9 protein-coding genes and 2 pseudogenes are annotated in these 14,385 nt (G+C 62.2%); 10 read left to right on the top strand and 1 reads right to left on the bottom strand.

Going from position 1 to position 14,385, the window contains the following annotated elements; genetic code table 11:
- Positions 1 to 2: 2 nt before the first annotated feature.
- Positions 3 to 1,769: a sensor histidine kinase gene (locus OMP40_RS02545; RefSeq protein WP_277528867.1), complete on the bottom strand. Its 1,767-nt coding sequence runs from the start codon at positions 1,767 to 1,769 to the stop codon at positions 3 to 5.
- A 175-nt stretch (positions 1,770 to 1,944) separates the two neighbouring features.
- On the opposite strand from OMP40_RS02545, the pseudogene OMP40_RS02540 reads away from it, so the two are divergent.
- The 10 genes and pseudogenes from OMP40_RS02540 to OMP40_RS02495 all read left to right on the top strand — a co-directional run.
- Positions 1,945 to 2,457: pseudogene (locus tag OMP40_RS02540) on the top strand (extracellular solute-binding protein); the annotation flags it as partial.
- Positions 2,458 to 2,494: 37 nt separating this feature from the next.
- Positions 2,495 to 3,370: an ABC transporter substrate-binding protein gene (locus OMP40_RS02535; RefSeq protein WP_277528864.1), complete on the top strand. Its 876-nt coding sequence runs from the start codon at positions 2,495 to 2,497 to the stop codon at positions 3,368 to 3,370.
- A 4-nt stretch (positions 3,371 to 3,374) separates the two neighbouring features.
- Entirely contained in the window at positions 3,375 to 4,259 is an 885-nt protein-coding gene (locus tag OMP40_RS02530) for a carbohydrate ABC transporter permease (RefSeq protein WP_277528863.1), read from the top strand.
- On the top strand, positions 4,259 to 5,086 hold the full coding sequence (locus OMP40_RS02525; protein ID WP_277528861.1) for a carbohydrate ABC transporter permease: 828 nt from the start codon (positions 4,259 to 4,261) through the stop codon (positions 5,084 to 5,086). The genes OMP40_RS02530 and OMP40_RS02525 overlap by 1 nt, the downstream gene beginning before the upstream one ends.
- 1 nt (position 5,087) lies before the next feature.
- Positions 5,088 to 6,821 (top strand): glycoside hydrolase family protein, encoded by a 1,734-nt coding sequence (locus OMP40_RS02520; protein WP_277528859.1) that lies wholly within the window; start codon positions 5,088 to 5,090, stop codon positions 6,819 to 6,821.
- Entirely contained in the window at positions 6,745 to 7,074 is a 330-nt protein-coding gene (locus tag OMP40_RS02515) for a hypothetical protein (RefSeq protein ID WP_277528858.1), read from the top strand. The genes OMP40_RS02520 and OMP40_RS02515 overlap by 77 nt, the downstream gene beginning before the upstream one ends.
- A 145-nt stretch (positions 7,075 to 7,219) precedes the next feature.
- Positions 7,220 to 8,707 carry a M81 family metallopeptidase gene (locus tag OMP40_RS02510; RefSeq protein ID WP_277528857.1) on the top strand — a complete coding sequence of 496 codons (1,488 nt, stop codon included), beginning with the start codon at positions 7,220 to 7,222 and terminating at the stop codon, positions 8,705 to 8,707.
- A 61-nt stretch (positions 8,708 to 8,768) separates the two neighbouring features.
- Positions 8,769 to 9,224, top strand: a pseudogene (locus OMP40_RS02505) (dihydroxy-acid dehydratase domain-containing protein); the annotation flags it as partial.
- Position 9,225: 1 nt separating this feature from the next.
- Positions 9,226 to 12,864 carry an SDR family NAD(P)-dependent oxidoreductase gene (locus tag OMP40_RS02500; protein WP_338130998.1) on the top strand — a complete coding sequence of 1,213 codons (3,639 nt, stop codon included), beginning with the start codon at positions 9,226 to 9,228 and terminating at the stop codon, positions 12,862 to 12,864.
- Between the two features lie 285 nt (positions 12,865 to 13,149).
- On the top strand, positions 13,150 to 14,301 hold the full coding sequence (locus OMP40_RS02495) for a DUF4082 domain-containing protein (protein ID WP_277528854.1): 1,152 nt from the start codon (positions 13,150 to 13,152) through the stop codon (positions 14,299 to 14,301).
- Positions 14,302 to 14,385: the final 84 nt, after the last annotated feature.

Below are 14,385 nucleotides of genomic sequence, written 5' to 3'. Positions count from 1 at the left end.
CCCTATCCGTTAAATGTGCCGCGCAGCATGATTTGCGCCCCGCCGCCCGGCCGATTGCCGATCGCATACCGGAACTGATGCCGGAACTGCAGCTTCATCCGCACGATCGTGCTGACCATGCCCATGCCGCCCAGGTCGAGGCGGATCTGCTCGAAGTCCGCGTCCAGCCTTGCCAGCGACGACTCGATCTTGCCGTTGACGGCGGCCAGTCCCTCGTCCGAGAAGCCGGCGCCGTTGTCGAGCACTCGCAGCTCCCACCATTCGCCCTCCAGCCGACCGACGACGGAGATGCGCAGCGGGCGGGCGTTGCCGCCGAACCCGTGCTTGATGGCATTTTCCACAAGCGGCTGGAGGATGAGCTTCGGAACGAAAATAAACAGCATGTCGGGATCGAGGTCGAATTCGTATTCCAGCAGGTGCATGTAGCGCGTCTTCATCAATTCCAGGTATTGCGCGGTGAAGGAGGCTTCCTTGTCGAGCGTCGTGGTCGGGGAATCCATCGAGATGGAATATCGCATGAATTCAGACAAATTGCGGCTCAGCATGTTGACCTGCTCGAGCTGGCCGCTCTCGGCCGAGGCTTGAATGATGCCCAGCATATTGAACAGGAAATGCGGATTGATCTGCGCCTGCAGGGTGTCGAACTGGGATTGCAGCTGAAGCGTGCGGAAGCGGACGATTTTTTCCAGCGAATGCTGCAGCCGGTCGTTCATGTTGCGAAACGAGAAGTTGATTTTCTGAATTTCGTTCATTCTGAATTTGTTGTCGATTTTTGGCTGCGCGTCCTGCAGGTCGATCGAATCGATCGCATTCTTCAGCTTCACCAGCGGTTGGGTGAGCACGCGGGACAAGTAATAAAAGACGGCGACCGAAAAGAGGATAAGGACGACGACCGTGGCGACCGCCACATTGCGGAACAGGTCGAGCTTCGCGAATACGACCGCGCGCGGCACCGTCAGCACGACGGACAGGCCGGACTTCGGCGCCGTCTGCCTGAAGGCGTATTCATTTTGCCCTGCGGCGTCCGCAGCGTCGGGGGCCTCGCCGTCCGTTGCCTCGCCGTCCCGGTCGTCCGCGCGCGCGTAGACGACGCGGTCGCCCGCAGTAACGAGCAGCCGGGATCCCGGCATCGCCGCGAGCTGCTCGAGCGGGATGAGCTTGGCGACTTCAATTTGCATCTCGATAACGCCGATTTTGTTTTGCTTCGGATTGAGCAGGCGGCTGAACACGAAGACGGGCACGTCGTCGGGATTGGCGGCATAGTCCTTGTCCCGGTAACGGAGCAGCGTCTCGCCGCTCGATCGGCGCACGGCGTCAAGCTCGGCGGGATCGTCCGGCGGCCGGTTGGCCAGCTGGCGAACGGAAGGGCGGAGATAGACCGCGTTCTGGGCGGTGACGATGCTGATCCGGTGAATATCGTTGTAGATCGCCGCGATGAGGCCGAGAAAATCGTCCACCGCCTTGCCCGATTCGTACGTATCGTACGATTTGCCGTCGGCGGCCAGCAGCTCCAAATATTGAATGACCGTCCGTCCGTTGATTCCGGTGCTGAGATAAGCCTGCTTGCTGATGCTGTTGAACTCGCCCCAGCTCGTATCCAGCTTGCCGCTGATCGTCGCCACCGTCTGGTCGATATTGTTCAGCGCGTTTTTCTCGATGCCTTTTTTCAGATAGAGATAGGCGGGAACGCTTGCCATGATCGTAATCGCAACGAATACCAAGGAATAGAAGAAGAAGACTTTTGCCTGCAAAGAATTCCTCAATTTCAATGCCGATCACCGCCTTGCCCACAGTATAGCACAAACGAATCCGCTCCCCCGGATGTCTGTCCAAAAATCCAGACCGCCCGAACGATCTTCCATATCGGACGGCTCTGGCCGTTTGCTATCATAAGGGGGCAACGAGCTGGCGGCACACATTACGATTATCGGAGGCGTTCGAAGCATGCGACATTCCAGACTCAAATCGACGGCGGCCATCTTGGCGTTCGTCATCCTGATGGGTATCCTGGCGGCCTGCGGAAACGGCAATAAAGCGAACAACAACGGCGGCGACGCCGGTTCGCAGGCGTCCAATGCCGGCGCGTCGGCCAGCCCGGCGCCAGCCAAGAAGCCGGTCGAGCTGGTGCTCTCCACCTTCAACAGCTGGGGCGAATCGGTCGGCCTGAAGAACGCGCTGGCCGCCTACGAGAAGGCGACGGGCAACAAGGTCAGGCTCGACGTCTATCCGGACGATCAATTCATCAACATCCTCAAGACGAAAATGTCGACGGACGACGCGCCCGATCTGTTCCAGGCCAACGTGGGCGACGGCTACGTTCCTTTTACTTTCCTGGAACCGCTTTCCGGTCCGTGGGCGGACAAGATGATCGACAGCGTCAGGCAGTTCGCCGCCAAGGACGGTCAGGTGTACGAAGCGTACGCCACGCCGCTCGGCTACTTCGGCGCCATTTACAACAAAAAAGGTGTTCGAGCAAGCCGGCGTCAAAGTGCCGATGATGAACTACGCGGAACTGACGGCGGGCCTGGAGAAAATCAAGCAGACGGGCGCCACGCCGCTGTTCATTCCAGGCAAGGAGGGATGGACGTACCAGATGCTGCAAGCCATCGGCGGCGTCTATACGTTCCCCGACGAAGACGTGGAGAAGATCGTCAAAAACGAGGAGAAGCCGAACGACGTCAAAACGCTGGTCGAATTCGCCAACCGAATGCTGGCGCTCAAGCCGTACATTAACGACAATCATATGACCGTGCAGATTCCCGACGGCTATCAAGGGCTGCTGGACGGCAAATACGGCATGACGGTGCTGGGCGACTGGCTGTACGCCGATCTCGCCAAGACCGATCCCGAGAAGGTCAAGGATCTCGGCATGATGCCGATCACGCTCGGCGACGATTATATCAGCGGCGTCGTCAACCTGTCGGGCCGCGCCTTCGGCGTACCCAGCAACAGCAAGCATAAGGAAGAGGCCAAAGAGCTGATCAACTTCCTCATGGAGCCGGACAACTTCAAGATCATGGTCGCTCCCGACCAAGGCGCGAGCCCGTACGAAGGCTATGCGACCGACCAGAATCCGTTCCAGCAGGAAATGCAGCAAGCTGACGACCGCAAACCAGATTCCGATCACGCTCGACGTGTTCCGACAGCATTTCCCGACCTTCAATTTCTCGGACAGCGGCAAGCCGTTCCGGGACATCTTCGCCGACAAGCCGATCGACAAGGCGTTCGACGACTGGTACAAGGATTACGCCCAGTTGAACCGCACGATCAAGACGCCGGGCTGGTAACGGCCGGAGCGCCTCTACAAAATTTGCGATTGCGCGGGCGCGCGCGAACGGCGCGCGCCTTCGCCGATTACGGAAGGCGGTAAGGCCATGCTTTCAAAAGGCGTATCGAAGCAGTATACGATATTGTTCGTCCTGCCGGCGTTTCTCTTGTTCAGCCTGTTTTTCATCATCCCCAACCTGTCCGGGTTCGCGATGGCGTTTACCGACTGGTCCTCCTATTACCCGCTGAAGCCGGCCTTTAACGGCTGGACCAACTTCGTCGATCTGTTCCAATCGTCGATCTTCTCCATTTCGATCAAGAATACGCTGATTTTCACCGTATTGACCACCAGCGTCAAGATCGTCGCCGGCTTCCTGCTGGCCATCCTTCTCAACAATCAGATCAAGCTCAAGCATCTGTACAGGACGATCATCTTCTCGCCGATCGTATTCAACCCGCTGGTCATCGCCTTCGTGTTCAGCGCGCTGTACCAGCCGGAGTTCGGGCCGATCAACGTCTTCCTGCGCAGCGTCGGCCTCGGTTTCCTCGCCCAGGAATGGCTGACGGATCTGCGTTTTGCCATGCTGTCGATCTGCGCCATGGACGTCTGGGCCAGCATCGGCATTACGGTCGTCATTTTCCTGACGGGGCTGCAGTCGGTACCGCAAGAATATTACGAGGCCGCGACAGTCGACGGGGCGGGCAGCTTTCGAAGATTTTTCAATATTACGTTGCCCTTGACGATGCCTGCTATCACAATCAACTTCATTCTGTGCCTGATCGGGGGCGCCAAAGTGTTCGGCCAGGTGTTCGGGCTGACGAACGGGGGGCCCAACGATGCGACGCAGGTGTACGGCACCTTCATCTTCAAATCGTTCTCGACGGGCTTGTACGGCTATTCCGCCGCGGCCGGACTGCTGTTCACGGTCGTCATCAGCCTCGTCAGCTTCATCACGCTTGGCTTGTTCCGCAAGCTGGAGGTCGAATATTAATGCAGATTTCGAGACTCGCAAAACTGTGGAAGCTTTTCGCGGAGCTGATCATGCTGGGCGTCGTGGCGGTCTATCTGCTGCCCGTCTGGATTGTCGTCGTCAACTCGCTGAAGGATACGATCCACGCCAACCGGCTCGGCTACAACTGGCCGAAGCAGCTGCATCTCGACAACTATGCGAAGGTGTTCGAGAAGTCCAACGCGCTGTCGGGCATCTACAACGGGCTGTTCATCGGCATCACGGTCGTGCTCATCGGCGGGCTGTTCTCGGCAGCCGCCGCCTATTATATCGCGAGAAAAGGAACGCGGTTCGCCCGGTTCGCCAGCCTGTATTTTTTGTCCGGCATCATAATTCCGACCGCGATCATACCGACCTATTTCGCCATGCTCATTCTCGATCTCAACAACACGTATCTCGGTCTGATCGCCATTTTTACGACCTATACGCTGCCCTTGAGCGTCTTTTTGTATATCGGTTTTCTGAAAACCATACCGAGAGAAATCGACGAAGCCGCTATCATAGACGGCAGCAAGCCTTACCAGATGTTCGTCTCGATCATTTTGCCGCTGCTCGCCCCGGTGTCCGTGACGGTCGTCGTCCTCAACTTCATCGGCGTCTGGAACGACGTGTCGACGTACCTGTACTTCTCGGGAGGAGACAAATGGCCCCTGCCGATGACCGTCTTCATCTTCTTCGGCAAATACAAGCAGCAGTGGGACCTGCTGTTCGCGGACATTCTGATCGCCACGCTGCCGAGCCTGCTCTTCTTCGTCTTCGGCCAGCGGTATATGGTGTCCGGCCTGACGGCCGGCTCGGTGAAGGCATAGCATGATCGATTATGCGCGCCATATCCGCAAGGACGACTGGTTCCGGCACCCCGTCATCGGCGATCCGTCCTTCGACACGTTCGTGCGGTCTCCGGCGAACCCGGTCTACAAGGGTACGGCTCCGTTCGAGTGGCCGGTGAACGGGACGTTGTTCCGGGACCCCGTGTCCGGTCTGCTTTATGTGTATATATCGCTTTATTACAAAGGCTACTGGCCGCCGGAGACTTCCGGCGACAGCCTGCATGTCGTCGCCATGCGCTCGTCGGACGACGGCGCATCCTGGCAGCCGGTCGGCCCTGTGCTGGAGGGAACGCCGGACGGCTACGACTCGCTGGACGGCCGGCGCGGCGGCGCGGCCGACCTGTGCGTCGTCTGGGACGGCCGGCGCTACCATGCCGTGTTCGGCTGGGCGTCGCCCGGCAATGCCGACGGCGGGATCGGCTACGCCGTCGCCCCGACGCCCGAGGGGCCGTTCGCTATCGCGGCGGCGCCGGTTCACCGGGAGTCGGACCAGCCGCCGCTGCTCGGCCGATACAAACGATTGTACGCCTCGTCGCTCATCCGGCGGGAGCGGGATTGGCTGATCGTGGCGATGGCCAGCACGCCGCAGAACTGGGGCGGCACCTGGGCGCTCGCGGCGATGACGGCGGAACGGCCGGAGGGGCCTTACTCGGCGCCGGCGCTCCTTTTGCATCCGCAAAGTCAAGTATTCCACCCGCCGATTGTGGAGTTCTTCCCCGCCTTCGAGGACGAGCGGCATGTGTACGCGCCTTTCACTTCGCTGGCGCTGAACCGCGGCTTTCAGGCGCTGTACCGGGCGGAGCGGGAGCGGGCTCATATGCCCGAGGCCTGGCGGATGATGAAGCACGGCTCGCTGTGGCATGCGGAGGACCTGGCGCACGAGAAGCAGGGCATATGGGGCCAGACGTTGGCCGGTCTGCCGGAGGCGGACGGGCGCTTCCGGGTTATCTACCCCGCCAAGACGGCGCCGGAGGAGGATGTCGGGACAATCAACTTCGCCGAATGCGTTTGGGCGGACATCGATAGGGGCGATACGTTCCGGCTGTCCGCGCCGAACGGCGACGCCTTCGGCTTCCTGACGGCTGAATTCGGCGAATTCGCGCTTGAGGCGAGGGTCGGATCCGGCGGGGAAAAAAGCGTCTGCTGGGCGTGCCGGGCGCCGATCGGCCCCGACAGCACGACGGCGGGAGCGGCGCTGCATCCGCTGATGTATCGCGACATGCTGCGGCTGCAATGGTCGGACGGCCGCTGGAGCCTGACCGACCACGACGATTCGGGAGGCGTCGCGCCGCTGGCCGCGGGCGTTTATCCGCCGGCGCCGGCGGGGGCGAACGCGCCGCTATCGGCTAAGGCGGAGGCAGAGGCTGCGCCGGACGAAATTCGGCTCCATTATGCGGCCGAAGGCACGAGCCTGACGATAAACGGCGTTAACGTCTGGTCCGGGCGCATCGCGATTCGCCGCGGCGCGGTCGGGCTGCTGGCGGGGGCGGGAAGCGCGATGCGGGTCGACCGCTTTGCGCTCGACCGCGCGGGCGCCCCCCTTGACGGTGGCATGTCTGGCGACGGAAGGAATGATCGGCGCAGGCCATGCGCCCGCCAGAGACGGCGGCGCCGCAGAGCCGGAAGGCTGGACGCTGGTGACGGACGAGCGGCTGCGCTTCGGCTTCGGGTATTGGACCGACCGCGCCGGCAGCCGGGTCAAATGGAATTATAACGGCGGACGGTTCAGGCTGTGGAGTCCGACAGACCGCTCGCTCGGGCAAATCCGCGTAAACCTGGACGGAACGCTGCTCGCGACGATCGATCTGGCTGCAGGGATCGCCGGGCCTTCCCGCGTCGTCTTCGACAGCGGCGAGCTGACTAGCGGCTATCGCGCCGTCACCGTCGAGCTCGCAGGCGGCGGGGCGATGGTCTGCGATTCGTTCGACTTCGTAGCGGCCGGATCGGACGCGGAGGAGCATACGTAAACGGACGTTGAGGAGCAAACGAAAACGAGGGTGGCTGCGCGCGATTGCAACCTGCAAGCAGGCGGAGTTATACCGGCGGAACTTCGGTCCGGGACAAGCCGCAGCCGATCGACGGAACACAGAAAAGAAGGGAGCTGCTGCGGGCATGAGAGTCATTGTCGGCGGATTGGTGCAGGAGAGCAACACGTTCAGTACGGCGCCCGTCACCGTGGACGATTTCCGGCGCTATTATATGGCGGTGGACGAGGAGCTGGCGAACGGAGGGACGGCGCGCAACGAGCTGAGCGGCTTCTATCTGGCGGCCCAGGAACGGGGAGTGGAGCTGCTGCCGACGCTGTATGCGGGCGCGGTCTCCGCCGGAAGAATCGGTCGGACGCCGTTCGACGAGCTGAAGCGGATGCTGCTGAGCCGCATCGGCCGGCTGCCTCAGGCGGACGGCGTGCTGCTGGCGCTGCACGGCGCCTGGTGCGCCGACGACGAAGACGACGCCGCGGGTGAGGTGCTGGAGGATGTCCGCGGGATAGTCGGACCCGACATGCCGATCGTCGTCACGCTGGATTCGCATGCGAACGTGACTCGGCGGATCGCCGCTCTCGCGGACGGAATCGTCGGCTACCGGACGTTCCCCCATGTGGATTATATGGAAACGGGCCATCGGGCGGCCTGCCTGCTGTTCGATATCATCGGGAATTCCCGCAGCCCGGCGGTCGCCTTCCGCAAAGTGCCGATGATCGTGCCTGCGGAAAACCAGCAGACGTACCGGGGGCCCATGCGGGAATTGTGGCTGGAGGCGGAAGCCGGGGAGAGGGCCGGCGCTTCGATCGCCACGTCGCTGTTCGCGGTGCAGCCCTGGCTGGACGTGAAGGAGATGGGCTGCTCCGTCGTTGTCGTCGGGGCGGACCGGGCCGGGGCGGAAGCCGAGGCGGACCGACTGGCGGCGATGATGTGGGCGCGCAGGGCGGCGTTCGACGTGGAGCTGCATACGGTGGAGGCGGTCGTCGGTCTGCTGGACGGCGGGGACGCCGGGAGGCCGTTCATCCTTTCCGATTCGGCGGACAGCCCCGGAGCGGGCTCGCCGGGCGACAGCAATTACGTGCTGCGCGAGCTGCTGCGGCTGAACGTGCAGCATCGCCGGACGGCGCTGCTGTCCGTCGTCGACGCCGAGGCGGCGCGCAAGGCGTCGGCGGCGGGAAGCGGCAGCCGGGTCAAGCTGGCCGTCGGCCACTCGATATCGACCGAGGTGGGACGGCCGCTGGAGATCGAAGCAGAGGTCGCGGCCGTCGGCAGCGGCAAGTTCCGCTTCGGCGGCGGCTTCATCAAAAATTTGGAGGCGGATATGGGACGCTGCGCCGTGCTGGCGATCGGCGGTCTGTCGCTGCTCGTGATGGAGAACGCCGTCTTCACCGGCGATCCCGCCATGTACCGCAGCGTCGGTCTGGAGCCGGCGGAGGCGGATATCGTGCTGGTGAAGTCCGCCAACCAGTTCCGCTCCGAATACGAGAAGCTGTCGTCCCGCATCTACATCCTGGATACGCCGGGAGCGAGCACGGCCAACATCAAGTCGCTGAACTTCGTCAACATCGACCGGCCGATGTACCCGTTCGACGACCATTTCGACTGGAGGCAATCATGATGAACGAAAGCGAACGAGCGGCGGCGCGCAGGATGCGAGCGCCGCGCCGGACGAATGGAGGATGGGCGCGATGACGAACGAAGAGACGCTGTACGCCAGCCAGAAAGTGCGCAAGATCAGCTTCGAGGGCGACGCGCTGCGCATGTCGATGGATTGGAGCGTAGAGGATCTGGATAAAATCCAGGTGCTCGTGGAGAGCACGATGGGCTCGAGCCATCCGAGCTCCTATCATCTCGGCGAGCTCGTCGCCGAGGCGGAGAAGGGCGTCTACCAGCTTGGAGGCAAGCCGGCCGTGTATACGACGACGGACATATGCGACGGCGTGGCGCAGGCCCATAACGGCATGCATTATTCGCTGCCGTCGCGGGATATGATCGCTTCGATGGTGGAGATCCACGCCATGGCGACGCCGTTCGACGCGATGGTGCTCTCGTCGGCCGGCGACAAGGCGGTGCCGGCGCATCTGATGGCGATCGCCCGGCTGGATATACCGGCGATCCATATTCCGGGGGGGAGCGATGGGCGCGGGGCCCTGTATGCGTTCCAACGAAGAGCTGTGGCATATGAGCGTCGAGACGGAGAGCGGCAAAATGACGAAGGAGGAATTCCTCGCCTTCCAGCGCGCCTGCTGTCCGACCTGCGGCGCCTGCCAGTATATGGGGACGGCGGCGACGATGCAGGCGATGGCCGAAGCGCTGGGCCTGGCGCTGCCCTGGTCGGCGCTTATTCCGGCGACGAACGCCGAGATTCGCCGGTCCGCCCGCGAGGCGGGCCAGCAGGTGATGCGGCTCGCCCGCGCCGGCATCAAGCCTTCGGACATTTTGACCCGCCAGTCGTTCGAGAACGCCATCATGGTGCATTCCGCCATCGGCGGCTCGCTTAACGCGGTCATGCATCTGATCGCGATTGCGCGAGAGACGGGCATCGAGCTGTCGGCGGACCGGTTCGACGAGATTCACGGCCGGGTGCCCGTCCTGGTCGATACGAAAACCGCCGGCCATTATCCGACGGAGCTGTTCTGGTATGCGGGCGGCGTCCCTTTTGTCATGGAGGAAATCAGGGAACTGCTCCATACGGACGCGTTGACCGTGACCGGCCGCACCGTCGGGGAGAACCTGGACGAATTCCGCAAGAGCGAGATGCCCCGTTACGCGGAGATGTTCCTGGCCAATTACAAGCTGAACCGCCGGGACGTCATCTATCCGCTGAAAAAGCCGCTCAAGAGCGAAGGCTCTCTCGCCGTACTGAAGGGCAACCTCGCTCCGGCGGGCGCGACGATCAAGAAGTTCGCCGTCGCCGCGGACATGCAGCGGCATCAAGGTCCGGCCGTCGTGTTCGACAACGAGCGGGAGGCGGTGGACGCCCTGGTGGCCAAGACGATCCGGCCCGGAGACGTCATTATCATCCGCTACCAAGGGCCGAAGGCGGTCGGCATGCCGGAGATGTTCTTCATCTCCGAGCTGATTGCATCCGATCCCGTCCTGTCGCGCACGACGTCGCTTGTGACCGACGGGCGGTTCTCGGGTGCGACCCGCGGACCGTGCGTCGGCTATCTGGGCCCGGAGGCGCTGGACGGCGGCCCCATCGCCGCCGTGAGGAACGGCGACCTGATCCTCATCGATATTCCGAACAGGCGCATCGATGTTGTGGGCGAGGATGGGATCGAGCGCGGAGCCGACATCATGAAGGAGGTGATGCGGGACAGACTGGCGCAATGGCAGCCGCCCGGCCTTCGCCCACAAGGGCGTCCTGCGCCAATATACGGCGCTGGCGCGGCCCGCGCTGGAGGGCGGATCGTCTTCCGAAGGAGGGACGCCCAGATGCGGTTGATCGGCAAAACGGCCATCGTCACCGGCGCGGCCCAATCGATCGGCGCAGCCGTCGCCAGACGCTACGCCGCGGAGGGGGCCGTCGTCGCGATCGTCGACCGCGCCCGTCCGGAGCTGGCCGAAGCGGTCGTCGACGAGATTAACGGCAGCGGCGGCGAAGCGTTTTTCGTTCAAGCCGACGTGTCCAGGGAGGACGAGGTGCGCCGAATGGTGCGCGAGGTTGCGGACCGGTGCGGAACGGTCCACATTCTCGTGAACAACGCGGGCATCGATCCCCGCAAGCGGTGGACCGAGATTACGGCGGACGACTGGGATTATGTGATGGGCGTCAACGTCCGCTCCCAGTTTCTGTGCGCCAAGGCGGTACATCCTTACATGCAGGCGCAGCGCTACGGCAAGATCGTCAACGTCTCGTCGGTCACCTTCTTCACCGGACAGGCGAACTTCGTCCACTACGTCGCTTCCAAGGGAGCGGTCGTCGGCTTCACCCGCGCGTTGGCCCGGGAGGTGGCGGGCGACGGCATTACGGTCAATTGTCTGACGCCCGGCGCCGTGCTGACGGAGACGGAGCTGGCGAAGGTCGGTGCCGAAGCGCTGAAGGAGGCCGAGCGCAAGCTCGCGGAACGGCAAAGCTTCGCCCGGCGCGAGACGCCGGCCGACCTAGAGGGGGCGTTCGTCTTTCTCGCTTCCCCCCGACAGCGACTTCGTTACAGGGCAGACGCTGAACGTCGACGGCGGCTGGATCATGCACTGAAGCGGAGCGCCAGGCAGGCGCGCCCGCCCGCACATCCGGCGCGAAGCCGGGGAACTAAGGCAAGCGAATCAACGGCATCCACATTCGATAAGGAAAAGAGGTTATTGATGATGAAGGTTCAAGCGGCCTTTCTTCTATCCGTTCCGAGAAAATGGATTTATGCCTTCGCTTTCGCGTCGATCTTCCTGATCGCGGGCTTCGCCGCAGCAGGAGAAGCCCACGCACAGACCTATTACGTCAGCTCCTCCGACCCCGGCCGCAGCGACAGCGGGCCCGGGACGAGCGCCTCCGCTCCCTGGGCGACCTTGACGAAAGTGTCCTCGGTGACGTTTAACGCCGGAGATACCATTTTGCTGAAAAAAGGCGATACGTGGACGGGCGAGACGCTGTTCCTGAAGGGCAGCGGCACCTCGAGCAACTGGATCACCCTTTCCTCGTACGGCACCGGCGCGCGGCCCCGCATCACGCCGTATACGTCGGAAGCGGCCATACCGGCCGCCGACCCGACGAATGTCGCGAACAACGGCATCATGTACGGCATCCGCCTGCAGAACAACGCCGGCTGGAAAATCGTCGGCATCGAGATCGCCTATACCAAAATGGGCATCGTCTACACGAACGACAACACCGCCAACAAGGACGGCCTGTGGATCGAGGACTGCTACGTGCACAACATCGCGAAATGGCCGATCCATCCGTATCCGTCCGCGGACACCCGCGCCGCCGAGTTGCAATACGCGGCCTATTCCATCGGCATCTATGCGCACGGCAGGCATCTCGACAGCGGTCTGTACGGCCACCTGCAGAACATCACGATCAAAAATACGACCATCAACAACACCGACGCGCCGCTTGACGTCGGCTGGGCCGACAACATTACGATCGATTCCATCACCGCCAAGGATTCCTATCGGGAGGGCGTCCAGTTCGGCCACGTCAACTACGACGGCGCCGGTCCGTTCGTCGGCAGCTTTACGAACAGCCGAATTTTGCGGTCCGGCTATCTGTACGGCTTCGCCTGGGGATCGGCGGGCCTGCAGTTCAACGCCGTGCATCACTTCACCGTCGACAACGTGGAGATCGGCTCGACGAAGGCGCCGGACGGACCGGATGGCGTCGGCGTCGACTTCGAGGGGTTGAACACCGACGTTACCGTGCAGAACAGCTACATTCACGACAACGACGGCGACGCCTTCATGCTGACGCGCAACGGGTTCTGGGGCCGCAACGAAGTGACCGGCATGCCGATCGAGAATTCCAACACGAGCATTATCGGCAACTACATCGTCAACAACGGGCTCAAGATCGACCCGAACCAGCCGCATGCCGCCTTCATGGTACACGGCTGGAATCTTGGCAACGGAGGCACGATTTCGGGCAATACGATCGTGAAAGCGTCGGCCTCGCAAGCACTCAACCATATTTTCGAGCGGACGCCGAGGCTCACGGAATCGATGCCGCGCGACCATGTGTACGCGAACAACATCGTCAAGCTGCCCGGGGGCAATATCATCCATTATGCCGCACTGGATTTTACAAGACGCAGGGAGCGGCGGGCTGGAGCTATCTGGTGAACGGCTCGACGAACGCGGTCTGGCAGGAGGCGCCTGCGCCGAACGATTACGACGATGCCGGCACGACGCAGAGCTACGGCATTCCGTACGATTACGCGCCCAACGCGAACTGGCAGTACGGGCAAGGCTATTGGAAGTCGTCCACGGGGGGCATGCAGATCGGCGACAACTGGCTCTTGCCGGATGTCGGGCAAGCGGCTCACCGCGTCTGGACGTCCGACGGCATCAAGAAAATCCGCATTACCGGCACGGCCAAAAAAAGCGGACGTCACAGGCGGCGACGGCGTGGACGTCAAAATCGTCAAAAACAACGACGCGACACCGCTCTGGTCCGGCACGCTCGCTTACAACGATGCCACCGGTCTCAGCCACGACATCACGCTGATGGTCAAGTCGGGCGACAAAATTTCCTTTATCGCGAGCGCCAAATCGAGCGCTACGGGCGACAAGACGGAATGGAATCCGGTTATCGAGGAAGTACAGGAGCCGGGACAGTCGATTTATACGTCGCAAGTGCCGAATAACTTCTTCGCCGACGCGCGCTACGACCTGGGCACGAAATTCAAGGCGAACGTGTCCGGCACGATCACGAAGGTGCGCATTTACACGAAGGATGCGGAGAGCGGCATTCACACGGTGCGCATCTGGAACGCGGCGACGGGCGCCATGCTGCTGCCGAAGGCGTACGATTGGGATATTCCGGGCGGCACGGCCGGCTGGAAGGAATTCACGCTTCCCGTGCCGCTTGCCATCTCGGCCGATACCGACTACATCGTGTCGGTCACGAACAGCACGGATCTGTATTACGCCGACACGCAGCACGGCTTCGACAGTCCGATCAACAACGGCAATCTGATCACCTACGCGGCCAGCGGGGTGGGCAGCACGACGCTCGGCACGATGCCTAGCATCACCTACCTGAACAGCAGCTTTTTCCGCGATATCGTCTTCGTTCCGACGCCGTCGCAGACGATCTTCACGACGCAGACGCCGGACTATTACTTCTACGACGCGCAGTATGAGCTGGGCACGAAGTTCAAGACGAGCGTGGCGGGCAAAATCACGAAGGTGCGCATCTATACCAACGGCGTGGAGACAGGCACCCATATGGTTCGCATCTGGAACGTCGCCACCGGCACGATGATCCTGCCGACGACCTATAGCTGGAGCGTGCCGACGGGAGCGGCGGGCTGGAAGGAGTTCACGCTTCCGACGCCGCAAGCGATCTCGGCCAACACGGACTATATCGTGGCCGTCTCCACCGGCACGGACAAGCTGTACGCCGATACGCAGCACGGCTTCGACAGCCCGATCAACAACGGCAGCCTCGTCACCTACGCGGCGAGCGGCGTCGGTACGACCGCGCTCGGCACGATGCCGACGAGCACGTACCTGAACAGCAATCTGTTCCGCGATATCGTGTTCGTCGCCGACTGACGGAACGGGCCCCCCCTCATTTTTATGCTCAAAAATTTGAAGGAGTCTCTCCGTCGGTCCTGCCGAACGGGAGACTCCGTCCCT

Origin of the sequence: Cohnella rhizosphaerae, from assembly GCF_029525575.1 — a bacterium.
Lineage (GTDB): Bacteria > Bacillota > Bacilli > Paenibacillales > Paenibacillaceae > Cohnella > Cohnella rhizosphaerae.
The sequence above is the reverse complement of the archived record's forward strand: the minus strand, read 5'-3'. Positions and strand labels throughout refer to the sequence as shown.